22 protein-coding genes are annotated in these 26,027 nt (G+C 70.6%); 9 read left to right on the top strand and 13 right to left on the bottom strand.

The features are described 5' to 3' along the window. Window positions 1-140: 140 nt before the first annotated feature. The 5 genes from VNW53_RS04510 to otsB all read right to left on the bottom strand — a co-directional run bounded on the left by VNW53_RS04510 (window position 141) and on the right by otsB (window position 7,455). Entirely contained in the window at window positions 141-602 is a 462-nt protein-coding gene (locus VNW53_RS04510) for a chemotaxis protein CheW (protein WP_325553895.1), read from the bottom strand. Between the two features lie 2 nt (window positions 603-604). Further along, window positions 605-2,503: a methyl-accepting chemotaxis protein gene (locus VNW53_RS04505; RefSeq protein ID WP_325553894.1), complete on the bottom strand. Its 1,899-nt coding sequence runs from the start codon at window positions 2,501-2,503 to the stop codon at window positions 605-607. Between the two features lie 122 nt (window positions 2,504-2,625). After that, the gene (ligD, locus tag VNW53_RS04500; RefSeq protein WP_325553893.1) at window positions 2,626-5,295 is read right to left on the bottom strand and encodes a DNA ligase D; all 2,670 of its coding nucleotides are present in this window, start codon (window positions 5,293-5,295) and stop codon (window positions 2,626-2,628) included. 10 nt (window positions 5,296-5,305) lie between these two features. Beyond that, window positions 5,306-6,706, bottom strand: coding sequence for an alpha,alpha-trehalose-phosphate synthase (UDP-forming) (locus VNW53_RS04495; RefSeq protein WP_325553892.1), 1,401 nt, complete (start codon window positions 6,704-6,706; stop codon window positions 5,306-5,308). Continuing rightward, the gene (gene otsB / locus VNW53_RS04490) at window positions 6,703-7,455 is read right to left on the bottom strand and encodes a trehalose-phosphatase (protein WP_325553891.1); all 753 of its coding nucleotides are present in this window, start codon (window positions 7,453-7,455) and stop codon (window positions 6,703-6,705) included. The genes VNW53_RS04495 and otsB overlap by 4 nt, the downstream gene beginning before the upstream one ends. Window positions 7,456-7,604: 149 nt before the next feature. Here otsB and zwf point away from each other — a divergent pair, with 149 nt between their 5' ends. Then, window positions 7,605-9,074: a glucose-6-phosphate dehydrogenase gene (gene zwf / locus VNW53_RS04485; RefSeq protein ID WP_325553890.1), complete on the top strand. Its 1,470-nt coding sequence runs from the start codon at window positions 7,605-7,607 to the stop codon at window positions 9,072-9,074. A gap of 119 nt (window positions 9,075-9,193) precedes the next feature. Here the strand turns inward: zwf and VNW53_RS04480 are convergent, their stop codons facing one another. The 4 genes from VNW53_RS04480 to VNW53_RS04465 all read right to left on the bottom strand — a co-directional run bounded on the left by VNW53_RS04480 (window position 9,194) and on the right by VNW53_RS04465 (window position 12,759). Then, complete coding sequence (locus tag VNW53_RS04480) at window positions 9,194-9,391, bottom strand: hypothetical protein (protein WP_325553889.1); 198 nt, start codon at window positions 9,389-9,391, stop codon at window positions 9,194-9,196. 20 nt (window positions 9,392-9,411) lie between these two features. Further along, on the bottom strand, window positions 9,412-10,434 hold the full coding sequence (locus VNW53_RS04475) for a sensor histidine kinase (protein ID WP_325553888.1): 1,023 nt from the start codon (window positions 10,432-10,434) through the stop codon (window positions 9,412-9,414). Between the two features lie 214 nt (window positions 10,435-10,648). Further along, window positions 10,649-10,849 carry a hypothetical protein gene (locus tag VNW53_RS04470; RefSeq protein WP_325553887.1) on the bottom strand — a complete coding sequence of 67 codons (201 nt, stop codon included), beginning with the start codon at window positions 10,847-10,849 and terminating at the stop codon, window positions 10,649-10,651. A gap of 98 nt (window positions 10,850-10,947) precedes the next feature. Further along, window positions 10,948-12,759, bottom strand: a complete 1,812-nt coding sequence (locus tag VNW53_RS04465; RefSeq protein ID WP_325553886.1) for a glycoside hydrolase family 15 protein — start codon at window positions 12,757-12,759, stop codon at window positions 10,948-10,950. 116 nt (window positions 12,760-12,875) lie between these two features. Between VNW53_RS04465 and pyk the strand changes: the two genes are divergently transcribed. Further along, on the top strand, window positions 12,876-14,297 hold the full coding sequence (gene pyk, locus VNW53_RS04460; RefSeq protein WP_325553885.1) for a pyruvate kinase: 1,422 nt from the start codon (window positions 12,876-12,878) through the stop codon (window positions 14,295-14,297). 60 nt (window positions 14,298-14,357) lie between these two features. Here pyk and VNW53_RS04455 read toward each other — a convergent pair whose 3' ends face one another. Both VNW53_RS04455 and VNW53_RS04450 read right to left on the bottom strand, forming a co-directional pair. Beyond that, window positions 14,358-16,496: a glycogen debranching N-terminal domain-containing protein gene (locus VNW53_RS04455; RefSeq protein WP_325553884.1), complete on the bottom strand. Its 2,139-nt coding sequence runs from the start codon at window positions 16,494-16,496 to the stop codon at window positions 14,358-14,360. 8 nt (window positions 16,497-16,504) lie between these two features. Continuing rightward, window positions 16,505-17,563: a glycosyltransferase family 4 protein gene (locus VNW53_RS04450; protein WP_325553883.1), complete on the bottom strand. Its 1,059-nt coding sequence runs from the start codon at window positions 17,561-17,563 to the stop codon at window positions 16,505-16,507. 174 nt (window positions 17,564-17,737) lie between these two features. On the opposite strand from VNW53_RS04450, the gene pgl reads away from it, so the two are divergent. From pgl to VNW53_RS04425, 5 genes are read left to right on the top strand one after another with little or no spacing between them, the layout of a single operon-like run. After that, entirely contained in the window at window positions 17,738-18,406 is a 669-nt protein-coding gene (pgl, locus tag VNW53_RS04445) for a 6-phosphogluconolactonase (protein WP_325553882.1), read from the top strand. A 14-nt stretch (window positions 18,407-18,420) separates the two neighbouring features. Next, a complete protein-coding gene (edd, locus tag VNW53_RS04440) occupies window positions 18,421-20,232 on the top strand; it encodes a phosphogluconate dehydratase (RefSeq protein ID WP_325553881.1) in 1,812 nt (603 codons plus the stop codon). Then, entirely contained in the window at window positions 20,232-21,200 is a 969-nt protein-coding gene (glk, locus tag VNW53_RS04435; RefSeq protein ID WP_325553880.1) for a glucokinase, read from the top strand. Before edd ends, glk begins: the two co-directional genes overlap by 1 nt. Further along, window positions 21,197-21,820 carry a bifunctional 4-hydroxy-2-oxoglutarate aldolase/2-dehydro-3-deoxy-phosphogluconate aldolase gene (gene eda, locus VNW53_RS04430; protein WP_325553879.1) on the top strand — a complete coding sequence of 208 codons (624 nt, stop codon included), beginning with the start codon at window positions 21,197-21,199 and terminating at the stop codon, window positions 21,818-21,820. Before glk ends, eda begins: the two co-directional genes overlap by 4 nt. Before the next feature lie 5 nt (window positions 21,821-21,825). Further along, on the top strand, window positions 21,826-22,083 hold the full coding sequence (locus tag VNW53_RS04425) for a hypothetical protein (protein WP_325553878.1): 258 nt from the start codon (window positions 21,826-21,828) through the stop codon (window positions 22,081-22,083). A gap of 164 nt (window positions 22,084-22,247) precedes the next feature. On the opposite strand, the gene VNW53_RS04420 is transcribed toward VNW53_RS04425, so the two are convergent. Then, the gene (locus tag VNW53_RS04420; protein ID WP_325553877.1) at window positions 22,248-23,024 is read right to left on the bottom strand and encodes an enoyl-CoA hydratase/isomerase family protein; all 777 of its coding nucleotides are present in this window, start codon (window positions 23,022-23,024) and stop codon (window positions 22,248-22,250) included. A 14-nt stretch (window positions 23,025-23,038) separates the two neighbouring features. Continuing rightward, complete coding sequence (locus VNW53_RS04415; protein ID WP_325553876.1) at window positions 23,039-24,205, bottom strand: acyl-CoA dehydrogenase family protein; 1,167 nt, start codon at window positions 24,203-24,205, stop codon at window positions 23,039-23,041. A gap of 83 nt (window positions 24,206-24,288) precedes the next feature. On the opposite strand from VNW53_RS04415, the gene VNW53_RS04410 reads away from it, so the two are divergent. Beyond that, window positions 24,289-25,509, top strand: coding sequence for a CoA transferase (locus VNW53_RS04410; protein WP_325553875.1), 1,221 nt, complete (start codon window positions 24,289-24,291; stop codon window positions 25,507-25,509). 94 nt (window positions 25,510-25,603) lie between these two features. Continuing rightward, window positions 25,604-26,027, top strand: a 424-nt coding sequence (locus tag VNW53_RS04405; protein ID WP_325553874.1) for a squalene/phytoene synthase family protein, incomplete at its 3' end; no start/stop codon positions are given.

The raw sequence follows: 26,027 nt of genomic DNA, 5'->3' as shown, positions 1-26,027 counted from the left end.
CCGTAATCCCCCCTTGTGCTTTGGCCGGTCTCTAGAGCGCGGCTGTTGCGCGATTGTGTCTCGGAAGACCGGTACGGTCGAGGGCGGATGCGCGAACGGCGGCCGCGCCGGGGGGCAAGGCGGCCGCCGCCGGGCCGCCCCTAGGCGGCGAGCGGTTCGCCGTCGGGGATCACGGCCTCCAGGGACAGGAGGGTGACGATCCCGCCCTGGGTGGTGATCACGCCGCGGACGAACTCGTGGACGCGCGGGGCGCCGAGGTCCGGGGCCGGTTGCAGCATGCCCTCGCCCAGGGTGAGGATGTCGCAGACCGCGTCGACCATCAGGCCGACCAGGCGGTCCCCGACCTCGGCGACGATCACCACCGAGGCGGTGTTGGGCTCGCTTTCGCCGAGGCCCAGCCGCGAGCTGAAGTCGACCACCGGCAGGACGGAGCCCCGCAGGTTGATCATCCCCAGCACGTGGGCCGGCGCCTGCGGCAGGCGGGTGGAGGCGCACCAGCCGCGGATCTCGCGCACCGACATGATGTCGATGGCGAACCGCTGGCCGCTGATCTCGACGATGATCAGTTCGTGGCCGGGGCTGACGTCGAGGGCGCCGGCCATGCTCAGAACTCCGACCATTCGGACGGCCGGGCCTGATCTGTGGAGATCATCTGCGCGACCCGCGTCTGGGCGGCGTGGACGGGATGGCGGGGCGCCGGCGCGCCGCGCGACCGCGCCGGCTGGGCGTGGTCGGGGCTCAGCCGGAACTGGCCCATCAGGTCGGAGAGGTTGGTCGCCTCCTGCGACAGGGCGTGGCTGGCGGCGGTGGATTCCTCGACCATGGCGGCGTTCTGCTGGGTGACCTGGTCCATCTGGTTCACCGCGACATTGACCTGGGCCAGGCCCGTGGCCTGCTCCTGGGCGGCGGAGGCGATCTCCTCCACCAGGGCGTTGATGCGGCCGACCTCCTCGACGATCCGCTCCAGCGCCTGGCCGGTCTCGCCGACCAGCTTGACGCCCTGGCCGACCTTGGCCGTGGAGTCGGAGATCAGGGCCTTGATCTCCTTGGCGGCGTCGGCGGAGCGCTGGGCCAGGGCCCGCACCTCGGAGGCCACCACCGCGAAGCCCTTGCCGGCGTCGCCGGCGCGCGCCGCCTCGACGCCCGCGTTGAGCGCCAGGAGGTTGGTCTGGAAGGCGATCTCGTCGATGACGCCGATGATCTGGCTGATCTGCTGGGCCGAGCCCTCGATCTCGCCCATGGCGGTCATGGCCTGGGCGACGACCTGGCCGCCGGTCTCCGCGCCGCTCTTGGCGGAGGAGACCACGTCGCGGGTCTCCTTGGCGCCCTCGGCGGTCTTGCGCACGGTGGCGGTGATCTGCTCGAGCGCCGCGGCGGTCTCCTCCAGGCTCGCCGCCTGCTGTTCGGTGCGCCGCGACAGGTCGTCGGAGGCGACGCTGATTTCATGGCTGCCGGAGTGGATGCCCCCGGCGTTGCCGACGATGACGCCCATGGTCTTTTCCAGCTTGGCCATGGAGCCGTTGAAGTCCTCGCGCAGCTTTTCGTAGGCCGGGGCCAGGTCGTCGTTGACCCGGTAGGTCAGGTCGCCGGCCGACAGCTTCTCCATGGCGGCGCCGAACACCGACACGACGGAGGCCTGCTCGCGAGCGATGGCGGCTTCGCCCGCGGCGCGGCGTTCCTGCTCGGCGCGTTCCTTGGCCTCGACGGCCTCGGCGTCGGCCTTGATCTTGGCGATGGCGCTGTCCTTGAAGACCTGCACCGTGCCGGCCATCTGGCCGAGCTCGTCGTGGCGGTCGGCGCCGGGGATCTCCACCGAGTTGTCGCCGCCGGCCAGCTTGCGCATCGCCTCGGCGATCCGCAACAGGGGCTTGGACACCTGGTTGATCACCACGTGGCTGGCGAAGGCCAGCATGGCCGCGGCGATGGCGGCGATGACGCCCATGATCGTCAGCGCCAGCCTGGCGGCCTTGGCGGCGGCCTCGCCGTCCTGGCGGGCGACGCGCATCTGCAGATCGACGAGGTCGCCGACCGCGCCCGACACCGGATCGATCGCCGGATAGAGGCCGTGGTCGTTGAAGTCCGCCAGGGCCGCGGCGTCCCCGGTGTTCAGGATCGCCACCAGGCGGTCCGTCGCGGCGTCCGCCGCCGGAAAGCCGGCCTCGACCTTCCTGGCCAGCGCCAGCTCGTCGCCGGCCATTTGGGTCTCCCGGTAGCCCTTCCACTGGGTCTTGATCGTCTCGCGGGCCTGGGCGATCTGCTGCAGGGCCTTGGACGCGGTGTAGGAGCCGCCGCGGACCTTGTGGGCGGCGTCGACGATGCTGTCGGCGTAGCTGTCGGCGACCGCCTTCAATTGCTGCATCGGTTCGACGCGGTCGCTGATCACCGACTGCAGGCGGGTCTCGCCGACAGTGGTGGAGATCCAGCCGCTGGCGCCGATGGCGAGCATGCCGACGCCGAGTCCGGCGAGCGAGCCGACCAGGCGCGCCTTGATGGTGAAGTTCATGGTTTCCGTCCCTGAATTCGAGCGGCGAATGGCCGTGGGGACGTGCTTAACGGCCACAGATTACCGTTCTCTAAATTCTGGGAATTCCCGATTCCGCGTGGGAATCGGCCGGCGTCGCGGCGCTATTTCGCCTTCAGCCTGGCGATCGCGGGCGCGAGCGGCTGCTCGGCGTCGCAATAGTCGGCCCAGGCCCTGGTCTTCTTCAGCAGCGCCGGCGCGGTTCGGACCGTGAAGGCCTTGGGATCCAGCCCCGGCTTCACCTGCCGCCAGGTGAGCGGGAAGCTGACCGTCGCACCGGGCCGCGCGCGCGGCGACAGCGGCGCCACCGCCGTCGAGAGGCGGTCGTTGCGCAGGTAGTCGAGGAAGATGCGGCCCACGCGCTTGGCCTTGGCCATGTTGACCACGTAGCGGTCCGGCTGATCGGCCGCCATCGCCAGGCAGAGGTCCTGGGCGAAGGTCTTGGCGGCGGGCCAATCCAGCTTGCCGCTTCCCGGCGTCTTGGCGACGTCCTTCAGCGGCGTGACCACGTGCAGGCCCTTGCCGCCGGTGGTCTTGCAGAAGGCTGCGAGGCCGAGCGCCTCCAGGCGCGCCTTCACCTCAAGGGCGGCCTCGATCACGCGCTCGAACGGGATGGCCTCGTCGGGGTCGAGGTCGAAGACCAGGCGGCCCGGGACCTCGGGTTGGAACGGCTGGCAGTTCCAGGGATGAAACTCGGTGGCGCCCGACTGGGCGAGCGCCGCCAGGGCCTCGATGCGGTCGATCTCCAGGTAGGGCTTGTGATCGCCGAGCACCTTGACCTCGGAGATCAGGGCCGAGGAGCCCTTGCCCACATGGCGCTGGAAGAACCGCTGGTCGCCTTCGATCCCGTCGGGCGTGCGGACGATCGAGCAGGGCCGGCCCTTGATGTGCGGCATCATCCACGGGCCGACGGCCTCCAGGTACTCGGCCAGGTCGCGCTTGGTCACCGGCGCGCCGTCGCCGCCGTCCGGCCACAGGGCCTTGTCGGGATTGGAGAGGGTGACGCCCATGACGATCGGTGGCCCCGGCTTCCTGGCCGGCGCAGCCTTGGCCCTGGGCGCGGGCTGCGCAAGCGCGGCCTTGCCGACCGGCGCAGGCGTGTCGGCCACCACCTCCTCGGCGGGCTTGTCCTCGCGCAGGGCCTTGAACGCCCCCTGACGGACCATGCCGGAGCCCGTGAAACCCGCGAACTCGATCTCGGCCACCAGGTCGGGCGTGGCCCAATGGACGTCGGCGTCCTTGCGCGGCGCGCCCAGCCCGGAAAACGGACTCTTGTCGGTCTCCAGCCTGACGAGCCGGGGTAGCACGCGGGCGACCTTGTCGCGGCCGAAGCCCGTGCCCACACGGCCCACATAGACCAGCCTGTCGCCGCGATGGACGCCGACCAGCAGGGCGCGAAGTCGCCCTGCCTCGCCCGTCCAGCCGCCGATCACCACCTCGTGGCCCGCGCGGCACTTGGACTTGAGCCAACTGTCCTCGCGGCCGGAGCGGTAGGGCGCGTCGAGGCGCTTGGACACGATCCCCTCGAGGGACATGCGGCAGGCCGACTGCAGCACCGCGTCGCCCGCGATCTCGAAATGGTCGACATAGCGGATGCGCTTGGCGGTCTTCGGCCGCGCCTCCAGAAGCGCCTTGAGCCGCGACTTCCGTTCGCCGAGCGGCAGGTTCCGCAGGTCGGCGCCATCGGCGAACAACAGGTCGAAGGCGAAGAAGATCAGGTCGTCCGTCCTGCCGTCCGACAGGGCCGCCTGCAGGGCCGCGAAATCGGGCGCGCCGTGGTCGTCCAGGGCGCAGGCCTCGCCGTCGATCAGACAGGGCGGCAGGCCCTCAGCGTCGGCGGCGATGGCCTTGAACTTGCCCGTCCAGTCAAGGCCGGCGCGGGTCTTCAGCGTGGCGCGGCCGCCTTCGACTCGAAGTTGCAGGCGATAGCCGTCGAACTTGATCTCGTGGCCCCAGCCCTCGCCGTGCGGCGGCCGGTCGACGGACTTCGCCAGTTGGGGCGCCACGAACCCCGGCAGCCCGGCGGCCTTCAGCGCTGGGGGAGCCCGGAGCTTCGGCGGCGCGGCGGCGCGAAGCTGGGCGGCGGTCTCGGCCTGGCCGCCTTTCGACCGCCAGACCCGCTTGGCCGCGGCGCGGGCCTTGCCGGTCATGAAGCGGGTCGGGCCCTTGCCCTTGCCTGCCGCGATCTGGTCCATGGTTCGGCCCGAGGCGACGGATGTGGTCTCGCCCTCCACCAGGGCGTCGCCGTGACCCTCGAGCGCCCAGCCGTCGTGGTGCTTGATCAGCAGCCAGTTGTCATGACGCTCCTTGGGCCGGCGCTTCATGCGCACCAGCACGAAGCCGCCCTTCAGCCGCTCGCCCTCCAGGACGATCTTCAGGTCGCCCTTCTCGAGGCCCCGGCGGGCATCGGTCCCGGGTTCCGGCGCCCAGTAGCCGCGATCCCACAGCATCACCGTGCCGCCGCCGTACTGCCCTGCGGGGATGGTCCCCTCGAAGTCGCCGTAGTCGAGCGGATGGTCCTCGACCTCGACGGCGAGCCTCCGGTCATGCGGATCCATCGACGGGCCCCGGGTCACCGCCCAGGACTTGAAGGTCCCGTCGAGTTCGAGGCGAAAATCGTAATGCAGGCGCGAAGCGGCGTGCTTCTGGACCACGAAGCGGCGGCGCTCGGAAGGCCTGACCGCGTCCTCGCCGCTCGGCTCGGCCGTCCTGGAGAAGTCGCGCATCGCGCGGTAGCGCGCGAGCTTGGTCTTGGCGTCGGGCTTGGCGGCCATCCCGGGTTCCTCAGCTCGCCAGCGCGGCCTGCGGCCACTTCACGCCCGCCAGCGCGCCCACGAAGGCGTCGCGCCAGGCGGTGACGTCCTCGCGCTGCACGTTCTCGAACAGCGCGCTCCAGCGGCGGATGCGTTCGGTCTTGTCCATGCTGATCGCCCGCTTCAGCGCGTCGCCGATCTCCTCGGGGCTGTTGGGGTTGACCAGCAGGGCCTGGCTCATCTGCCGCGCCGCGCCGGCGAAGCGCGACAGGATCAGCACCCCGGGATCGTGGGGATTCTGGGCGGCGACGAACTCCTTGGCGACCAGGTTCATCCCGTCGCGCAGCGGCGTGACCAAGCCCACCCGCGCCGCGCCATAGATCCCCGCCAGCTCGTCGCGGCGGTAGTTCTTGTTCACGTAGCGGAACGGGTTCCAGTCGATGTCGGAGAACTCGCCGTTGATCCGTCCGGAGAGCGCGTCGAGCCGGGCGCGGATCTCCTGGTAGGCCTCGACGCTTTCGCGGCTGACCGGGGCGATCTGCAGCATCAGCACCTCGCGGCGCATGTCGGGATTGTCGATCAGGTACCGCTCGAAGCCGAGGAAGCGCTCCTCGAGGCCCTTGGAGTAGTCCAGCCGGTCGACGCCCACGACCAGGTGACGGAAGACGGTGGCGGCGCTCATCAGATCGCGCATCCGCCGCGCCTTGGGGCTCGTCAGCATCTGGGCGAACTCGGCGGCGTCCAGCCCGATGGGGAAGGCGCCGACCTTCACCGAACGGCCATAGGCCTTCAACCGGCCGGGCTGCGGCTGCGAGCCTCCCGCCTCGGCCAGCACATATTCCTCGAAAGCCTGGCAATATTCGGCGGTCTGGAAGCCCACCAGGTCATAATCGAACATGGCCTGCACCAGTAGGCCGTGGCCCGGCAGGGTGGTGAACACCTGATGCGCCGGCCACGGCACGTGCAGGAAGAAGCCGATCCGGTTGCGGATCCCCAGGGCGCGAAGCTCCCGGCCAAGCGGGATCAGGTGGTAGTCATGAACCCAGATCAGGTCGTCCGGCTGGATCAGCGGCGCGAGCGTCTCGGCGAACCGCTTGTTCACCCGGCTGTAGCCCTCGCCATAGACCCGGTCGTAGGCGGCGAGGTCCGTGCGGTAGTGGAACAGCGGCCACAGCGTCTTGTTGGCGTAGCCGTTGTAGTACTCCTCCAGGTCGATCTCCTCGAGGTCGACGACCGCGGACGTCACCCCGTCCACGGTCTGCATGGATAGCTTGCCGTCGAACTTCTCGGTGGTCTGGCCGCTCCAGCCGAACCACAGGCCGGAATATTCCCGAAGCGCCGCGGCCAGGGCCATGGCCAGGCCGCCCACCGTCTCCTCGCCGGCGCCGCCGGGCGGGTTCACGCGGTTGGAGACGACGATCAGGCGACTCACGACGCAGCCTCCAGCCAGGCGAGCGCGGCGTCCACGTCGGCGAGCCGGAAGCGGGCGCCGGTGGCGCGGTGCGCGCCGACCATCACGCCCATCCCGCCCAGCGCCTGGGCGGCTTCGAAGCCGTCTTCGTCGGTGGTGTCGTCGCCGACGAACACCGGCCGTGCGCCGGCGAAGCACGGCATGACCATGAAGGCTCGCACGCTGTCGCCCTTGCTGGCGCCGGGGGTGCGCAGCTCCTCGACCATGTCGCCGTCCTGCAAGGCGAGGCCCGTCTCGGCGGCCAGCGCGCGGGCCAGGGCCCGCGCCGCCTCGGCCTGGTCCCGCGCGAGCCGAAAATGCAGCGCCACCGACAGCCCGGCCTTTTCCTCGACGATCAGGCCGGTGTCACGCGCCGCGAAAGCGCGCAGGGCCTCGGTCGCGTAGCCCAGGGCCGGGTGCGGGCGGCTCTCGAATACCTGGCCGTCCGGGTCGCGGCGCACCAGGCCGTGCACTGCCGCCACGGCGACGACGCAGCCCTCCAGGATGCGGTCGATGTCAGCGAGCGTGCGGCCGCTGATCACCGCCAGGCGCCCGTCCAGGCTCAGCGCCAGGCGCTCGAGCAGGCTGGTGCGGCGCGGGTCGGGGCGTACATCCTGCGGTCGCGCGGCGATGGGGGCCAGCGTCCCGTCCAGGTCGAGGAACAGCGCCGTTTCCCCAAGCCGGAGCGGCTTGGGCGCGGGCAGTCCGACAATCAGGGTTTGGATGGACATCTCGACACGCGCCCCAGTGTCTGCCGAACGCACAGTGGGGCTGTTCGATCCCGGAAACGGACGGGGAATCCCTTGCCGGCCTTGACGTTCCGTACAGCAATCGACGCTATGCGGCGGTCCTGCTTGAAACGTTCCGGAGATGACGCCCGATGGCCCAGGCCGAACTGCCGCTGGCCGATGCGATCGTGCTGTTTGGCGCAACCGGCGACCTGTCGCGGCGCATGCTCCTGCCGTCGCTCTATTTCCTGGACGCAGACGGCCTGTTGCCGGTGGGCTTCAATATCCTGGCCACCGCGCGGGCCCAGCACAGCCGAGACGAGTTCGTGGACCAGGTGCGCGCGATCCTCGACGCGCGGCCGGAGGCGGTCGACGACGCGGTGTGGGCGCGGTTCTCCGGACGGATCGATTACGTGGCCTGCGACGCCACCACCGCCGATGGCGCGGCCCTGCTGAAACCGCACCTCGACGGGCGCGGCCGGCCGATGTTCTTCCTGGCGATCTCGCCCAGCCTCTACAGCCGGGTCTGCGCGGCGCTCGCGGCCTCGGGCCTGGCCACCGAGGAGAGCCGCATCGTCCTGGAAAAGCCGATCGGCCGCGACCTGGAAAGCTCGCGCCAGGTGAACGAGGCGGTGGGCGCGGTCTTCGCCGAGGACCGGATCTTCCGCATCGACCACTACCTGGGCAAGGAGACGGTGCAGAACCTGATCGCGCTGCGCTTCGCCAACACCCTCTTCGAGCCGCTGTGGAACAACCTGACCATCGACCACGTGCAGATCACCGTGGCCGAGACCGAGGGCGTCGGGGACCGCTGGCCCTACTACGACGAGTACGGCGCGCTGCGCGACATGCTGCAGAACCACATGCTGCAGCTTCTCTGCTTCGTGGCCATGGAGCCGCCCGCCGACATGGACCCGCGCTCGGTGCGCAACGAGAAGGTGAAGGTGCTGCGCAGCTTGCGCCGCTTCACCCGCGCCGACGCCCAGAACGCCTCGGTCCGCGGCCAGTACACCAAGGGCGTGGTGGGCGGCAAAGAGGCGGCCGGCTACGAGACGGAGCGCGGCCAGCCCACCGGCGCCGAAACCTTCGCGGCGCTGCGGGTCGACATCGACAACTGGCGTTGGGCCGGCGTGCCGTTCTTCCTGCGCACCGGCAAGCGCCTGCCCGAGCGGCGCACCCAGATCGTCATCCAGTTCAAACCGGTGCCGCACTCGATCTTCGGCGACGGCGCCCGCGATGACCTGGTCGCCAACCGCCTGGTCATCGACCTGCAGCCCGACGAGGACATTGCGCTGACCCTGATGAACAAGTCGCCGGGGATCAGCCGCGGCGGCATGCGCCTGCAGTCCATGCCGCTCTCGCTCAGCCTGCTTCGGGCCTACGAGGGACCGGGTTCGCGCCGCCGCATCGCCTACGAGCGCCTGCTGCTCGACGTGGTGCACGGCAACAGCACCCTGTTCGTGCGTCGCGACGAGGTGGAGGAAGCCTGGCGCTGGGTCGACGGCGTGGCTGACGCCTGGGCCGAGGCCGGCATGGCGCCCAAGCCCTACGCCGCCGGAAGCTGGGGCCCCTCCGGCGCCTTCGCCCTGATCGAGCGGTCGGAGCGGGCCTGGGTCGACTAGGACGCGAGAGCCCTTCTCGCTCAGGTTGGATCAGCCTGAGCGGAGAAGAAGGGCTCCAGATATAGCCGACGCCCCTGTTCTGTCCCGGCTGACTTGATCCAAGTCAGCCGGGACAGAGTCTAGGCGGACCGCGACTGCTTCAGCTTGCGCACACAGGCTTGCAGCAGTTGCGCGCGTTCGGTGCTGAGGCCGCCGGCCTTGAGCTCCGCCAGCGCGCCTTCCAGGGCTTCTCCCCGGTGACGGACGCCCAGGCTCCAGACCTCGGAGCGGACCTCGGCGTCGCTGGCGCCGCCGGGCAGCCAGGAGAACAGGCTCATACGCGGGCTCCGGGCCGCATCTAGACGGCCGCCGGCAGGGCCGCGGCATGACCGGTCAGCGAGATTGCCGCGTGCGCGACCGATATCCGGGTTCCCGGATCGGTGTCGACCACCTCGACCACGGCGCCGAGTTGCTTGGCCAGGGCCTGGACGATGCTGGTGCCGAGGCCGGCTTTGGCGGGCGTGGACCCGGTGGGCATGCCCACGCCGTCATCGCTGACCGACAGCGTCCACGCGGCGCCGCTGACCTTGTAGGCGACGACGATGCGGCCGCCGCGGGCGCCGGGAAACGCGTGCTTGAGCGCGTTGATGACCAGTTCGGTCACCACGAGCCCCATGCTGACCGAAGCCTCCGGAGCGGCGGAGCCCTCGTCGGCCATCACCTCCAGCGTCAAGGTCTTGCGGTCGTGGATCATCGAAGCCGCGATGCTGCCGCAAAGTTCGGTGAGGTAACCCTTCAGCTCGACGTCGCCGACATTGGACGCCGCCAGTTGGTGCTGTAGCGCCGCGACGGACATCACCCGGCTATGGGCGTCGCGGAGGTAGCCCTTGGTCTCTTCCGACGACACGCGGCGCGCGCTCTGCATCAGCACGCTGGCGATGATCTGGAGGCTGTTGGCGACCCGGTGCTGCAGTTCCTGGAACAGGATCGCCTTTTCGCGCAGCAGGTCGTCCTTGAGGCGCTCGGCCAGGCGCGCGTCGGTGACGTCGGAGACCGCCAGCAGGAGGCGGATGTTGGCCGGGTCGCCATAGTCCAGCATGTGGGCGGTGATCACCAGCCGGCGAGTCGGGCTGCCCTGACGTTGCAGGTCCATCTCGTAGGTGTCGATGTTCGCCGCGCCCGACAGCGTCGCCTTCAGCAACGAGCGAAGCTGGGCCACGTCCCACTCGCCCGCGCCTAGGGCGAACAGGGACCCGCCCGCCAGACGCGCGGAATCCAGCTTGAAGGCGCGCGCGAAGGATTCGCTGGCGGCGATCACCTCCAGGTTCCCGTCGAGCAACAGGATCGGGGCGTACGACGACGCCACAAGCGCCAGCGCCAAGCTGTGAGCCACGACGGGAAGAACGGGTAAATCGTTGGCCATTTAGGCCCCAAGCGCCCGCCGGAGGCTCGCGAAGCGAAAGCCATTCCCGGCGCTAGTATCGAACGGTTGCGTCGAACCCGTCCCGGTCCTCAACGCTTCCAACACCCGACCCTATCACAGGTCGGGGGAAAGGCGGCCGCATATCGCATCGGGCCCTGCGGCATCGTCGGCGCTAGGTGAGAGGAGCCCCTGGCGCGTGGAGGACGGCGGGCTCGGCCGTCGCTTCCACCGAACCGAGGAAGATCGTCCGGACGGCCATTGCGCGCCATTGCGCGGCGAGCCGCATGAACTCCAGTTTCACGGGCTCGCTGACCGCAAGCTCGGCATTGGCCGCACACTGGCCGGCCCGTTCGTGGCATTCGTCGATCGTCATGGGGTAGATGACCTTAGCATCGCCCCATAGAACCCCAAGCTGCATTGCGTTCCCTGACGGCGCGAATTTGCGACCACTTGCCGGCCCGAGGTACAAGGCTAGCGCACGCTCGACCAGGGCCGGGAGAGCAGGGTCGCGCAGTTGATCAGCCCGACCAGGGAATAGGTCTGAGGATAGTTCCCCCACAGCTCCTTGCCGTCGAAGGTGATGTCTTCCGAAAGCAGGCCCGCCTTGGTGCGCCGGCTCAGCATCTCCTCGAACAGCTTGCGCGCCTCGGCCGTGCGGCCGGACAGTTGCAAGGCCTCGATCAGCCAGAAGGTGCAGAAGTTGAAGGCGGTCTTCGGCTCGCCGAAGTCGTCCGGCAGGGCGTAGCGCAGCATGAACTCGCCGCGCCGCAGGCCCTTCTCCACCGCCTCCATGGTGGCGACCATCCGCGGATCGTCCGGCGCCAGGAAGCGCACGTCGACCATCTGCAGGAGGCTCGCGTCCAGCTCGTCGCCGCCGAAGGTCGAGGCATAGCGGCCCAGCCCCGGATTCCAGGCCCGCAGTTCGATGGTCTCGCGGATCTGGGCGGCGCGGCCGTTCCAGAACTCCGCCCGCTCGCCCAGGCCCAACTGCCGCGCGGCGTTGCCCAGCCGGTCGCAGGCCGCCCAGCACATCACCGAGGAGTAGGTGTGCACCGCCTCGCGGCCGCGGAACTCCCACAGGCTCGCGTCCGGCTGGTCGTGCAGCTCGAAGGCGCGCTCGCCGACCCATTCCAGGGCCGTGAAGTCCTCCACCGTCGCCGGACGGATCAGCCGCTCGTCGAAGAAGGCCTGAACGGTGGACAGCACGATCTGGCCGAACACGTCGTACTGCATGTGCTCGTGGGCCTGGTTGCCGACCCGCACGGGCCCCATGCCGCGATAGCCGGGCATGGCCGGGGCGACCCGCTCGGTCAGCACCGGCTCCAGCCCCACGCCATAGACCGGCTGCACCCGGCCGGTCGCCGCCACTTGGTCCACTAGGTTGCGCAGGTAGGCCAGGTAGTTCTCCAGGATGTCCGCCGCGCCCAGCCGGTTCAGGGCCTGGACCACGTAGTAGGCGTCGCGCAGCCAGCAGTACCGGTAGTCCCAGTTGCGGGCGGCCTCGCCCGGCCCCACCGCATGCTCCGGGATCGAGGTGGTCAGGGCCGCGACGATGGCCCCGGTGTCCTCGTGCGTGCAGAGCTTGAGCGTGATCGCCGCCCGGACCACGGCCTGCTGCCACTCCAGCGGCACCGACAGGGTCCGCACCCAGCGCCGCCAATAGTCGGTGGTCTCGCGCAGCATCCGCAGCGTCGTGGTCGTGAGGTCGTCGGGGAAGCCCTCGTCAGGGCCGAGGAACAGCGCGATCGGCTCCTCCAGGCGGAACAGCCGCTCGTCCAGCACATGGCTCACCGGCCCGTCGGTGGTCAGGCGCAGCGTGGTCTCGCCGCCCACGTAGCGGATGTGGTTGGAGCCCATGGTGGTGCCGGCCGGCGCCTCGCCATAGTTCACCATCGGTCGAAGCTTGATGCGGATGCGCGGCGTGCCGGCGACGGGGCGGATCAGGCGTACGAACGCCAGCGGCCGGTAGAGCCGCCCGAACTGGCGGTAACGCGGGCAGAAGTCGATGATTTCCAGCTTGCCGCCGGAGGTATCGGTGATCTCGGTCACCAGGATCGGGGTGTTGCGCCGGTAGGCCTGGACGGTCTCGGCGCGGTTCTCGACCTCGATGCACCACAGGCCGTGGGCGTCGTCCTTTTCCAGGTCCGCGCCGCCCAACAGGGCGCAGAAGAACGGATCGCCGTCGACGCGGGGGGCGCAGGCCCAGACGAAGCGGCCGTGCTCGTCGATGAGCGCGCTGGCCGCGCTGTTGCCGATCGGGAAGAGCTCCAGGCTTTGGCTCAAGCGTCTTCCCCCACGGTCTGCGGCGTCTGCATCATCGGGAGTCCCGGCCTTTTTCACCCACCTCGGGTACTAACGCGCCTTGATCAGCTTGGCTCCGGAAGCCTAAGCCTCACGCCATGATCCGAGCGCGCAGAGCCAGAATCGTCGCGACCCTGGGACCGGCCAGCCGCGGCCTCGACAAGGTGCGCGAACTGGCGCTGGCCGGCGCCGACGTGTTCCGGGTCAACTTCAGCCACGGGGTCCACGCCGACCACGCCGCCACCATCGCCTCGGTGCGCGGGGCCGAAGCCGTGGTGGGCCGCCCGCTGGCGGTGCTGGCCGACCTGCAGGGCCCCAAGATCCGCCTGGGCGAGTTCGCCGATGGGGCGGTGCGCCTGAAGAGCGGCCAGAGCCTGCGCCTGGACCTCAGCGCCGCGCCCGGCGACGCCGCACGCATCGGCGTGCCGCACCCGGAGGTGTTCGCCGCCCTGCGCAAGGGCGCCGCGATCCTGCTCGACGACGGCAAGGTGCGGCTGCGCGTGCTCGACCACGGCCCCGACTTCGCCGATACCGAGGTTGAGGCCGGCGACCACCTCTCCGACCACAAGGGGCTGAACCTTCCGGGCCTGGCGATCCCGATCCCGGCGCTCACCGAGAAGGACCGCGCGGACCTGACCTTCGCGCTCAACGAGGGCGTCGACTGGGTGGCGCTCTCCTTCGTGCAGCGGGCCTCAGACATGGCCGAGCTGCGCAGCCTGGTGCAGGGCCGCGCGAAGGTGTTGGCCAAGATCGAAAAGCCCTCGGCGCTGGAAGCCCTCGACGAGATCCTCGACCTGTCGCAGGCGATCATGGTGGCCCGGGGCGACCTGGGCGTCGAAATGGCCCCGGAGGAGGTGCCGGTCGTCCAGAAGCAACTGGTCCGCGCCGCGCGCCTGCGGGGCATCCCGGTGGTGGTGGCGACCCAGATGCTGGAAAGCATGACCCATTCGCCGACGCCGACCCGGGCGGAGGCCTCCGACGTGGCCGGCGCGGTCTACGAGGGCGCCGACGCCCTGATGCTGTCGGCCGAGAGCGCGGCGGGCGACTATCCCGTCGAGGCGGTGGCGATGATGGACCGCATCATCACCCGCGTGGAGCGAGACCCGCGCTGGCCCGAGCTGATGCGCGCGGAATATCCCGTGGAGGACGCCGACGCCGACGCCCTGGTGGCCGCCGCCCGGCGCGCCGCCGAGGCCGCCTCCACCGCCTGCCTGGTGACCTTCACCACCACCGGCCAGACCGCGCTGCGGCTGGCCCGCGAGCGGCCTTTGCAGGCGACGCTGGCCCTGACGCCCAGCCTCGACACGGCCCGGCGCGCCGCGCTGATCTGGGGCGTGGAGCCGCGGGTGGTGCCGGAACCCTCGGACCCGGAGGACCTGGCCCGCGTGGCCGTCGAGCAGGCGGTGCAGACGGGCCTGGCCGGGCCCGGCCAGCGCATCCTGATCCTGGCGGGCTTCCCCATGGGCTCGCCCGGGGCCGCCAACATCCTGCGCATCGCCCACGCGCCCTTCGCGCGCTAGCCGGGCCACGCACTAAGTCCGCTTCCCGGCCTTGGCCGGGATAGGCGGGGCTTGGGGACGTTAGCGAACGATCAGCCGCCGCCGGTCGCTGGCCTCGACGAAGACCCGCGCGCCGTGGCGCTCGATCGCCAGGTCGACGGCGTGCTCGCCCACCTGCAGGCCGTCGATCCACAGCCGGTCGATGCCGATGGGCAGGCGCGGGTCGTTCACCGTCACCGCGTGCGGCGTCACCTCGAGCCCCAGGCAGGCCTGCAGCATCATGAAGACCGAGCCCGCGGCCCAGGCCTGCGGCAGGCAGGCCACCGGATAGGCCACGGGCGGCTCCCCGGCCCGGCGCGGGAAGCCGCAGAACAGCTCCGGCAGGCGCATCTCAAAGCTGACGGCGGTCTCGAACAGGGCCGCCGTCAGGGCCACCACGCCGTCCCGCTCGCCGTAATGCGACAGGCCGAGCGCGCAGAGCGCGGTGTCGTGCGGCCACACCGAGCCGTTGTGGTAGCTCATCGGATTGAAGCGGGCCTCGCCCAGGGCCAGGGTCCGCACGCCCCAGCCCGGCGCGAAATCGCCCGACAGCAGGCCCTTCGCCACCCGCGCCGCGCGCTCGGGCGACGCCAGCCTGGCGAACAGCAGGTGGCCGGTGTTCGACGCCCGGACGCGGCAGGGCTCGCCCGAGCCGTCGATGGCGATGGCGTAGAGGCCCTTGTCCTCCATCCAGAAGCGGTCCTCGACCGTGGCCCGGATGCGTTCGGCGCGGGCGGCCCAGGCGGCCGCCATCTGCGGCTCGGCCCGCTGGGCGGCCAGCGCCGCCATCGCCCGGTAGGCCGCGAAGGCATAGCCCTGCACCTCGACCAGGGCGATCGGCCCGGTGGCGAAACGGCCATCGGAGTGGAAGACGGAATCCTGGCTGTCCTTCCAGCCCTGATTGGCCAGGCCGCTCTGCCGGCCGCGGGCGTAGTCGATCAGTCCGTCGCCGTCGGTGTCGCCATAGTCCTCGATCCAGCCCATGGCGGCCTCCAGATGGGGCCAGATGGCGTCGATGAACGCGAAGTCGCCGGTCCGCTCGGCATAGGCCCCGGCCAAGGCGACGAACAGCGGCGTGGTGTCGACCCCGCCGTAGTAGCTGCCGAACGGCACCTCTCCGAGCGCCGCCATCTCGCCGCGCCGGGCCTCGTGCATGATCTTGCCCGGAGCGGAGTCGCGGAAGGCCGACACCTCCGTCGCCTGCCGCGACGCGAGGTAGGACAGGACGCCCTTGGCCAGGGACGGGTCCATCCACAGGACCTGCCAGGCGGTGATGATCGCGTCGCGCCCGAAGGTGGTCGAGAACCAGGGGATGCCGGCATAGGGATAGGGCCCGGTGGAAAGCTCGGTGGTGAGCAGCGCCAGGTCCGAGCGCGACTTGGCCATCCAGTCCGAGAACAGCCGCCCGGAGCTGCGCAGCCTCGCCCCGTGCCGGCGGCGGGCGCGCATGGCGAACCGCGCCAGGGCCGCATGGCTGCGGAACCGCTCGCGCGTCGGGGCCGGGCCGGCCTTCAGCCCCACCTCCACATAGAGCTCCAGATGCGATTCCGGCCCCAGCGGGTACATGAACTCGGCGCGGTGCTCGCTGAGCCGGAACGGCGGGTCGGAGAAGCTGATGACGCTCACCCGGTCGACCCCGTCGAGCCCGGTGTAGCGCACCGAAACCGCCCGGCCGTCGATCTCCGCCGGATGCTTGTAGCCGCGCTGCGCGCGCTTCAGGCCTCGCACCTCGAACATGTCGCGGAAGTCGGCGTCGAACTCCACCACCAGGGGGACGATCACCTCGTCGCGGCTGTAGTTGACCATCGAGATGCGCTCGAACAGCCGCTGGTCCGATAGGAACCGCTTGCGCGAGATGTGCAGCACGCCAGGGGGCGCGACCGGCCCACCCGGGAAGGGCAGGCGCTGGTTCGTGGAGTGGGAGGTGAAGTAGACGTTGTCCTGCCCAAGCGCCGCCGACAGCAGCGCCGGCCGTTCCATCCCCAAGGACACGGTGAAGCGCGACAGGATCCGGGTGTCGTCGTGGAACAGGCCGTCGCCCAGGCCCAGCACGTCGCCCAGCGCATCGGCGACCATGAAGACGTCACGGTCCTTCAGCGCATACATCCGATGCGGCACGCGGGGTTCGTTGGTTTCGCCGAGGGCGGCCTGGGTCTCAGGCGCCGGCGCGAGGTCGTCCATCCGCTACCTCATTCGGCGGCGAGGCCGACATCCGCCTCGCTCAACTCCCCAAGCCGACGGTACAGCTCGACGTAGCGACGCGCCATGGCCGTGGCGGAGAAGCGCTGCTCGAAACGCAGCCGGATGGCCCGGCGGTCCAGGTTCTCCAGCCGGCCCACCGCGGCGATGGCCTGCTCGTCCGAGCGCACGATGAAGCCGGTCAGGCCGTCCTCGATCACCTCCGGCACCGAGCCGCAGTCGTAGGCGATCACCGGCGCTCCACAGGCCATGGCCTCGATCATCACCAGGCCGAAGGGCTCCGGCCAGTCGATGGGGAACAGCAGCGCGTCGGCGCCGCCCAGGAAGGCCGACTTCTCCCCGTCGCCGATCTCGCCGATGAACTCGATCAGCGGATGGGCCAGCAGGGGCTCGATCTGCTCTTCGAAATAGGTCCGGTCGGCCGCGTCGACCTTGGCGGCTATCCTCAGGCGGCGGCCGGTGGCGATGGCGATGGCTATCGCCCGGTCCGGCCGTTTCTCCGGCGATATCCGGCCCAGGAAGGCCAGGTAGCCCTCGCCCTTGGCGTGAAAGGCGTAGAGGTCGGCGCGCACCCCGTGCTGCACGGTGGCCGCCCAGTTGGCGAACGGCAGGGGCCGGCGCTGGGCGTCGCTGATCGAGACCAGCGGGAAACGCGGCCAGCGCTGGTAGACGCCGGGCAGGTCCTTCAGGTCGAGGCGGCCGTGCAGGGTCGTCACGGTGCGTCCGTTCCAGGTCTCGAAGAACGGGAACTGGATCAGGTCGGTGTGGAAATGGATCACGTCGAACTGGTCGGCGCGGCGCCGCACCTCGGCCAGCAGCGACAGGTGGGCGGCCAGGTCCGACTTCAGCGGCGCGGGGTCCAGCCGGATCGCCTGGTCGCGGACCGGCGCCAGCCGGGCCTTGGTCACCGCGTCGGCGCTGGAGAACAGGGTCACCTCGTGGCCCAGCTCAACCAGCGCATCCGTCAGGTGGGCGACCACGCGCTCCGTCCCACCGTAGAACCGCGGGGGGACGGCTTCGTAGAGCGGGGCCACCTGGGCGATTTTCATGGCGGACTCCGTCATCAGAGGCTGGGGCGGAGATACGAGAGCGAGCCAAGGCGCCCCCGCAACCCATGGTCTATGTGCGGGAAGCCGGTTGGTTCCCGGATCACCGCGGTTTTTCTGCCGGCCGACGGAATCCCGCGCAGCGGCGGGCGGCGGACTGCGCTATGAGCGGACGGAATGCTCGAGATCTTCCCAGGTTCAGACGCTCTGGCGGACGCGGCGAGCAAGGCCGTGCTGGGGGCGCTCGCCGCGGGGCTCGAGGCGCGAGGCCGGGCCAGCCTGGTGACCACCGGCGGCCGCTCGCCGGGCCCGGTCTACGACCGCCTGGCGCGCGCGCCCATCGACTGGGCCCATGTCGCGGTCACCCTCTCCGACGAACGGCACGTGGACGCCAATTCGCCCAACTCGAACGCCCGCCAGTTGCGCGAGCGGCTGCTGGTGGCCGAAGCGGCCAAGGCGCAGCTCCTGCCGCTTACCGACTACGCCGAGCCGGCGCTGAAGCGGCTCATGCCCTTCGACGCGGTGATGCTGGGGATGGGCGAGGACGGCCATATCGCCTCCCTGATCCCCGGCAGCCCGGTCATGGCCCAGGCCATGCACCCGGACGGCGCGGCGCTCACCGCGGAATCGCCGCAGGGTTTCGGATCGCCGCCGGTGGCGCGGATCACCCTGACGCTGGCGGCGTTGTTGCAGAGCCGGGCCATCTTCCTCTTGATCGCCGGCGAGGCTAAGCGGCAGGTGATCGACCGGGCGCAAGCCGGCGCCGACCTGCCGGTCGGCGCACTCCTGGCGCAGGACCGGGTCCCGATCCGCATCTTCTGGGCGCCGGACGGAACGCCGAATTGAACGAGGACAGCCCCATGCATCCGGTCACGGCGGAAGTCACCGAACGGATCGTCGAGCGCAGCCGCGAGAGCCGCGCCGACTACCTGGCCCGCATCGAGGCGGCGCGGTCGGCCGGGACAGGGCGGGCCAAGCTCTCCTGCGCCAACTGGGCCCACGCCTTCGCCGCCGAGAGCGACGCGGAAAAGCGGACCATGCGCGACCCGACCGCGCCCAACGTCGCCATCGTCAGCGCCTACAACGACATGCTTTCGGCCCACCAGCCGCTGGAGCGCTTTCCGGCGATCATCAAGCAGGCGGCGCGCGAGATGGGCGCGGCGGCCCAGTTCGCCGGCGGCGTCCCGGCCATGTGCGATGGCGTCACCCAGGGCCGGCCGGGCATGGAGCTGTCGCTGTTCTCGCGCGACGTGATCGCCATGGCCACGGCGGTCGCCCTGACCCACGACGCCTTCGACGCGGCGCTGCTGCTGGGTGTCTGCGACAAGATCGTGCCCGGCCTGACCATCGGCGCGCTGGCCTTCGGGCACCTGCCGGTGATCTTCGTCCCCGGCGGGCCGATGACCTCGGGAATCTCCAACGCCCAGAAGGCCAAGGTCCGCGCCCTCTACGCCCAGGGCCAGGCGACGCGCGAGGAGCTGCTGGAGAGCGAGATGGCCGCTTACCACGGCCCCGGCACCTGCACCTTCTACGGCACCGCCAACTCCAACCAGATGATGATGGAGATGATGGGCCTGCACCTGCCGGGTTCGGCCTTCGTGCATCCCAACACCCCGCTCCGCGACGCCCTGGTGGCCGCCGCGCCCAAGCGCGCCATCGAGATCCGCGACGGGACCAACGCCTACACGCCCATGGCCCAGGTTGTGGATGAGAAGAGCCTGGTCAACGCGCTCGCGGGGCTGCTGGCCACCGGCGGGTCGACCAACCACACCCTGCACCTGATCGCCATGGGCCGCGCGGCGGGCGTGCAGTTGACCTGGGAGGACTTCGACGACCTCTCCCGCGTGACCCCGCTCCTGGCGCGCGTCTATCCGAACGGAAGCGAAGACGTGAACGCCTTCCAGGCGGCGGGCGGCATGGCCTTCGTGGTGCGCCAGTTGCTGGACGCGGGCCTCGCCCACGACGACGTCATGACCGTGGCCGGGCCGGGCCTTCGCCGTTATCAGACCGAGCCCTTCCTGGACGGCGGCAAGCTGGTCTGGCGCGAGGGGCGGGCCGCCTCGCTGAACACCGACATCCTGCGGCCCGCGGACAATCCCTTCCAGCCGCACGGCGGCCTTCGCCTGCTGAACGGGCCGCTGGGCCGCGCGGTGATGAAGACCTCGGCGGTGAAGGACGAATACCTGGTGGTCGAGGCGCCGGCGGTGGTGTTCGAGGACCAGGAGGCGCTGCAGGCGGCCTACCATCGCGGGGAGCTCAACAAGGACTTCATCGCCGTGGTCCGCTTCCAGGGGCCCCGCGCCAACGGCATGCCGGAACTGCACAACCTGACCCCGCCGCTGGGCGTCCTGCTGGACAAGGGCTTCAAGGTGGCCTTGGTCACCGATGGCCGCATGTCGGGCGCCTCGGGCAAGGTCCCGGCCGCGATCCACGTGACGCCGGAGGCGGCCGACGGCGGCGGCCTGGCCTATGTCCGCGACGGCGACGTGATCCGCGTCGATGCGCTGAAAGGGACTTTGGAGATCAAGGTGGACGAAGCCGAACTGAGGTCCCGCCCCCGCGCCGCCTGCCCGCCCTCGGGCCCAGGCTACGGGCGCGAGCTGTTCGGCCTGATGCGCCGCGCCGCCTCCACCGCCGACACCGGCGCGTGCAGCCTGTTCGAGGCCGCCTGATGAAGCCTTACTACTCGGGCCTGGTGGGCGACGTCGGCGGAACCAATGCGCGCTTCGCCCTGATCGACGGCGAAGGCCGGGTGCGCAACCTGCACATCTATCCGGCGGCCAAGTACGCCAGCCTGAACGAGATCATCGCCGACTACCTGGAGCGGACCATGGGCCGCAAGCACCCCCCGCGGGCGGTGATCGCGGTGGCCGGGCCGGTGCTGGACGGCGAGATCGAGTTCACCAACCTCGCCTGGCAGGTCTCGGAGGGCGAACTCCTGGCGCAGTTCGAGTTCGAGGCCGTGCGGCTGATCAACGACTTCGCCGCCCAGGCGCTCGCCTGCCCGATCCTGGGCCCCGACGCCCTGAAGCCGCTGGGGCCGGTGATGCGCGGCGACGCCGACGGCCCGATGGTGGTGCTGGGCGCGGGCACCGGCTTCGGAGTCGCGGGCCTGGCGCGCAGCGAACGCGGCGACGTGGAGGTCTCCACCGAAGGCGGCCACGCGGCCTTCGCCCCCTCCGACGACGTGGAGGTGGAGATCTGGAGCCAGTTCCGCGCCCGCCACGGGCGGGTCTCCATCGAGCGCATCCTGTCGGGCCGGGGCCTCTTCGAGCTCTACGGCGTGCTGGCCGGCCTGCGCCAGGCCGAGGCGACGCTGGCTGACGAGAGGGCGGTCTTCGAGGCCGCGACCAAGGGCGATCGGCTGGCGTCCGACACCCTGGACCGGTTCTGCGGGATCCTGGGTTCGGTCGCGGGCGACCTGGCCTTGAGCTTCGGCGCCCGTGGCGGGGTGTTCGTTTCCGGGGGCATCGCGCCGCGCATGGCCGAGCGCCTGGCCACCGGCGACTTCCGCGCCCGCTTCGAGGACAAGGGCCGGCTCAGCCCCTACGTCCGCCAGATCCCGACCTCGCTGGTGGTGCACCCCTACCCGGCGATCCTCGGCGCGGCCCGCGAACTGGGGATGATGGAGCGCCTATGACGCTGGAAAAGATCCTGGGTCTCGCGCCCGTCGTCCCGGTGCTGATCATCGACGATCTCGACGACGCCGTGCCCCTGGGCCGCGCCCTGGTCGCCGGCGGCCTGCCGGTGCTGGAGATCACCCTGCGAACGCCGGTCGCCCTGCAATGCATCGAGCGGATGGCCGGCGAGATCGAGGGCGCGGTGGTGGGCGCCGGCACCGTGCTGACGCCGGCCCTGCGGCTCGCCTGCGCGGAGGCCGGCGCGCAGTTCTGCGTCAGCCCCGGCCTGATCGAGGGCGAGACCGCCGAGGGCGCGGCGCCGCTGCTGCCGGGGATCGCCACGGCCACCGAGCTGATGGCCGGCCTGGCCGCGGGCTTCAGCTTCTTCAAGCTGTTCCCCGCCAACGTGGCCGGCGGGATCGACGCCCTGAAGGCCTTCGCCAGCCCCTTCCAGCAGGCCCGGTTCTGCCCGACGGGCGGGGTCGGCCCCCGGAACGCCGCCGACTACCTGGCCCTGCCCAACGTGGTCTGCGTCGGCGGCAGTTGGGTCGCCCCGGTCGAGGCGGTGAAGGCCGGCGACTGGGACAGGATCACCGACCTGGCCAGGCAGGCCCGCGCCCTGGCGCCCGCCCGCGGCTAGCCGGCATGGCCCAGAGCAACGACCAGCTCCGCTGGGAGATCACCGCCCAGGCCCAGCCCGGCGAGGCCGGATCGGCCGTCGTCAGCGTGGTGGGCAGGAACGCCATGACCCCGGAGCTGGCCTTCGACATGCGGGTCGACTGGCTGCCCGGCGCCGAGGCCGCCGACGTCGAAGGCCGCGCCCTCATCATCCTGTCGCTGCTCTTCAAGGAGCTGGCCGACGAGTGCGAACGCGTGGCCGGCGAGCGCTTCGAGCGGGGTTAGGCCGCCTCTCCCCCGAGCGAAGCGACAGAGGGAGAGGTCGGAGAGGGCGGCGGATTTTTGACGCCGGCGGCCCGATGGCCCTCGCCCCACTGCCGCCAGCGCTCCAAGGCCGAGCCGCCCTCTCCCGACCTCTCCCTCTCGGCTTCGCCGGGGGAGAGGAGAGATTACCGCCCCACGAAGTTCCCCACCCGACGCTCGGCGACGGAGCGGACGCCTTCCTTGTAGTCCTCGGTGTCGCGCAGCCAGCCCTGCTCGGCGGCCTCGATATCGGTCTGGGCGCGGACGGCGGCGGCGAGATCGCCGCGCAGGGTCTTGCGGGTGGCGACCAGGGCGAGCGGCGCGTTTTCGGCGATCTCCCGGGCCAGGCGCAGCGCCGCCGCGCGCAGGTCCTCCAGGGCCACGACCTCGTCAACCAGGCCCCAGGCCAGGCCGTCCTCGGCCTTCACCCGGCGGCCGGTCAGGCACATCAGTTCGGCCTTGGTGGGCCCGATCAGCCGCGGCAGGGTGTGGGTCAGGCCGAAGCCCGGGTGGAAGCCCAGCTTCACGAAGTTGGCCGCGAAGCGCGCGTCGGGCGAGGCGATCCGGAAATCGGCCATCACCGCCAGGCCGAGGCCCGCGCCCACGGCCGCGCCCTGCACGGCCGCCACGATGGGCTTCTTGGCCGAGAACAGCCGCACCGCCTGGTCGTAGAGCGGGTTCACCGCGCCCAGGCCCCCGGCGCTCTCACGGCTCACCAGGTCGGCGCCGGCGCAGAAGTTCTTGCCCGCGGCCTGCAACACCGTGCAGCGCAGCCCGACTTCGCCGTCGATGGCGTCCAGCGCGTCGGCCAAGTCGCGCATCAGATCGACGCTGACGTGGTTATTCGGCGGCTTGTCCAGGGTCACGACCGCCACGTGGCCATCGATCTGGACTGTGATGTGCTCTCCGAATTGGCCGTTCATTCGCGGGTCCCCAGTTACTTTCTTATGCCGAGCAGGTTCCGGGCCACCACCCACTTATGGACTTCGGTGGGGCCGTCATAGATGCGCATGGTGCGAAGCTTGGCCTGCATGAGCGACAGGGGCAGCTCCTTGGTCATGCCCATGGCGCCGAAGGCCTGCATGGCCCGGTCGACGGTCTCATAGGCCATCTCGGTGGCGTACCACTTGATCATCGAGATCTCGTTGCGCACGTCGCGGCCCTGGTCGAGCTTCCAGGCGCAGTCGTAGGTCATCAGCCGCGTGGCGTGGATCTTGGTCGCCGCCTCCGCCACCCAGAACTGCACCGCCTGGCGCTCGGAGAGCGGCAGGCCGAAGGTCTTCCGCTGCGGGGCGTACTCGATGACCATGTCCAGCGCCCGCTGCGCCATGCCCACCGACCAGGCCGCCATCTGGATGCGCCGGGTGCCGAGCCGCAGCTGCATCGGCGCAAAGCCGTTGCCTTCGGTCCCCAGCAGCTTCCAGCCCTCGACCCGGCAGTCCTCCAGCGCGATCTCGTAGGTGTAGGCGCCGCCGATCATCGGGATGCGCCGCAGGACGTTGAAGCCCTTGGTTCCTTTGTCGACCAGGAAGGCGGAGATGCCGCCCCGGGCCCGCTTCTCCTGGTCGGTCACCGCCATCAGGATGGTGAAGTCGGCGTCGGCGGCGCGCGAAATCCAGATCTTCCGGCCGTTGATGACCCAATCGTCTCCGTCCCTCACGGCGCGGGTGGTCATGCCGGCAGGGTCGGAGCCCGCGCCCGGCTCTGAGATCCCGATGGCCGAGACCGTCTCGCCGGCGACGTAGGGCGCCAGGTAGGCGGCGCGCTGCCGATCGTCGACGGTCTGCATCAGCATTCTGAGGTTCGGGCTGTCGGGCGGCAGGGTGTAGGGCGTGACGCAGCGCCCGATCTCCTCCTCCACGCCGACCATGGCGGTCATCGGCAGGTCCGAGCCGCCCACGTCCTGCGGCGCGTCGAGGCCGAACAGGCCGAGCTCGCGGGCCACCTTGTCCAGCCGGGCGTGCTCGTCCGGGGCCAGCCCCAAGCCCTTGCCCTCGGCCTCCCGGGCCAGAACCCCGGCCTCCAGCGGGGCCAGCTCGTCGCGGACGAAGTTGGCCACCAGGTCCTTGAGCATCCGATGCTCTTCGGCGAGTTCGAAATCCATGGCCCCTCCCGTCGCGCGTACGATCTTGTATGAGGGATCATAACGACCCGAAGCGGCGTGGGGAGCAGGAAGTGGCCAGGACGATGAAGTTGGCGAGCAAGGCGACGGGGCCGCTGAGCGGCATCCGCATCCTGGACCTGACCAGCGTGGTCAACGGCGCCTACGCCACGCAGATCCTGGCCGACCAGGGCGCCGACGTGATCAAGCTGGAGGATCCCGGCTCCGGGCGCGGCGGCGGCGGCGACATCATGCGCTGGGCAGGCCATGTGCCCGACCATGCGCCGCGCGACATGGGCCCCATCTTCCTGACCATCAACCGCAACAAGCGCTCCGTGGTCCTGGACCTGAAGACCGACAGCGCCAAACGCGCGATCCGCAAGCTGATCGAGTCGTGCGACGTGTTCGCGGCCTCCGTGCGGTACGAGGGGCTGAAGCGGCTCGGCCTCGGCTATGAGGAGGTCCGGGCGATCAAGCCGGACATCGTCTATGTCCACGCCGCCGGCTACGGCTCCGACGGCCCCTACGCGGGCGAGCCGGCCTACGACGACCTGATCCAGTCGGCCTCAGGCCTGGCCGACGTCCTGCCGCGCACCGACGGGAACGACACGCCGCGAATCCTGCCGACGCTGGTGGCCGACAAGGTCTCGGGCCTGTTCATGGCCCAGGCGGTGACCGCGGCCCTGCTGCACAAGGCGCGCACCGGCGAGGGCCAGTTCGTCGAGGTGCCGATGCTGGAGTGCGTGACCAGCTTCCTGCTGGTCGAGCACCTCTACGACCACACCTTCGACCCGCCGCTGGGCCAGTGGGGCTATCCCCGCGTGGTCAACCCGCACCGCAAGCCGTTCAAGACCGCCGACGGCTACATCGGCCTGCTGCCCTATACGGACCGGCAGTGGGACCAGTTCTTCGAGGTCGCCGGCTGGGGCGACAGCCTGGCCAAGGACCCGCGCTTCGCCGACTACGCCGCCCGCGCCAAGCACACCCACGAACTCTACGGCCTGGTGGAGACGGTGACCGGGACCAAGACCACGGCCGAGTGGCTGGCGCTCTTGAAGCCGCTGTCGATCCCGGTGGTGCGGACCAACCGCCTCGACGACCTGGAGACCGACCCGCACCTGGAGGCCGTCGGCCTCTTCGAGCGCTACGACCATCCCGAGGTGGGCGGCTACAAGCAGATGCGGGCGCCTGTGAAGTTCGCCGGCTCGCCCTCAAACATCCGCCGCCACCCGCCGCGGCTGGGCGAGCACACCGAGGAGGTGCTGGCGGAGTTCGGGATCCAACTGGGGGCAGACGAACCGGCCTGAGCCCCTCGCGTCCGAGCCTCTTCCCATCCGGCGGCGCAGGTCTATTCTGTAGGCAGCGCCGACCGCCAAGAGTCGGACGGAGGATTTCAAAGCCATGCGCATTCTTTCCCTGACCGCCATTTCCGTGACCGCCCTGGCGCTCGCCGCGCCGACCGCCTTCGCCCAGACGCCGGCGCCCTACCACGCCCCCAGGACTTCGTTCGGCCAGCCGGACCTGCAGGGCACCTACACCACCGCCACCATCACGCCCCTGACCCGCGACCCGAAGCTCGGCACGCGCAATGTGCTGACCAAGCAGGAAGCCGACGCTCTCGAGCAGGCCACCCGCGACCAGATCGCCCGCGCCGACGCGCTCTACGAGCAGGGGCAGCGCGCGATCCCGCTGCTGCGCGACGGGCAGCGGGCGATGGCGCTCGCAGCCGCGCTCTACCGCGAGATCCTGCGCCAGATCGAACGCGATGGCTTCGGGCGGCGCAAGGGCCGCGCCGTCGTGCCGGCGTGGCGCACCCAGGAACTGA

It is taken from the genome of Phenylobacterium sp. (assembly GCF_035569475.1).
Taxonomy (GTDB): Bacteria; Pseudomonadota; Alphaproteobacteria; order Caulobacterales; family Caulobacteraceae; genus Phenylobacterium.
Note: the sequence above shows the minus strand (reverse complement) of the source record. Positions and strands in the feature narration are given on the sequence as shown.

Excerpts from the sequence above, each read along its gene's own strand:
- VNW53_RS04450 (WP_325553883.1), bottom strand. The coding sequence starts at position 17,563 with ATGAAAATCGCCCAGGTGGCCCCGCTCTACGAAGCCGTCCCCCCGCGG.
- pyk (WP_325553885.1), top strand. The coding sequence starts at position 12,876 with ATGATCCGAGCGCGCAGAGCCAGAATCGTCGCGACCCTGGGACCGGCC.
- VNW53_RS04505 (WP_325553894.1), bottom strand. The coding sequence starts at position 2,503 with ATGAACTTCACCATCAAGGCGCGCCTGGTCGGCTCGCTCGCCGGACTC.
- pgl (WP_325553882.1), top strand. The coding sequence starts at position 17,738 with ATGCTCGAGATCTTCCCAGGTTCAGACGCTCTGGCGGACGCGGCGAGC.
- VNW53_RS04415 (WP_325553876.1), bottom strand. The coding sequence starts at position 24,205 with ATGGATTTCGAACTCGCCGAAGAGCATCGGATGCTCAAGGACCTGGTG.
- VNW53_RS04425 (WP_325553878.1), top strand. The coding sequence starts at position 21,826 with ATGGCCCAGAGCAACGACCAGCTCCGCTGGGAGATCACCGCCCAGGCC.
- otsB (WP_325553891.1), bottom strand. The coding sequence starts at position 7,455 with ATGTCCATCCAAACCCTGATTGTCGGACTGCCCGCGCCCAAGCCGCTC.
- VNW53_RS04455 (WP_325553884.1), bottom strand. The coding sequence starts at position 16,496 with ATGGACGACCTCGCGCCGGCGCCTGAGACCCAGGCCGCCCTCGGCGAA.
- ligD (WP_325553893.1), bottom strand. The coding sequence starts at position 5,295 with ATGGCCGCCAAGCCCGACGCCAAGACCAAGCTCGCGCGCTACCGCGCG.
- VNW53_RS04410 (WP_325553875.1), top strand. The coding sequence starts at position 24,289 with ATGAAGTTGGCGAGCAAGGCGACGGGGCCGCTGAGCGGCATCCGCATC.
- VNW53_RS04480 (WP_325553889.1), bottom strand. The coding sequence starts at position 9,391 with ATGAGCCTGTTCTCCTGGCTGCCCGGCGGCGCCAGCGACGCCGAGGTC.
- VNW53_RS04510 (WP_325553895.1), bottom strand. The coding sequence starts at position 602 with ATGGCCGGCGCCCTCGACGTCAGCCCCGGCCACGAACTGATCATCGTC.
- edd (WP_325553881.1), top strand. The coding sequence starts at position 18,421 with ATGCATCCGGTCACGGCGGAAGTCACCGAACGGATCGTCGAGCGCAGC.
- eda (WP_325553879.1), top strand. The coding sequence starts at position 21,197 with ATGACGCTGGAAAAGATCCTGGGTCTCGCGCCCGTCGTCCCGGTGCTG.
- VNW53_RS04470 (WP_325553887.1), bottom strand. The coding sequence starts at position 10,849 with ATGACGATCGACGAATGCCACGAACGGGCCGGCCAGTGTGCGGCCAAT.
- glk (WP_325553880.1), top strand. The coding sequence starts at position 20,232 with ATGAAGCCTTACTACTCGGGCCTGGTGGGCGACGTCGGCGGAACCAAT.
- zwf (WP_325553890.1), top strand. The coding sequence starts at position 7,605 with ATGGCCCAGGCCGAACTGCCGCTGGCCGATGCGATCGTGCTGTTTGGC.
- VNW53_RS04420 (WP_325553877.1), bottom strand. The coding sequence starts at position 23,024 with ATGAACGGCCAATTCGGAGAGCACATCACAGTCCAGATCGATGGCCAC.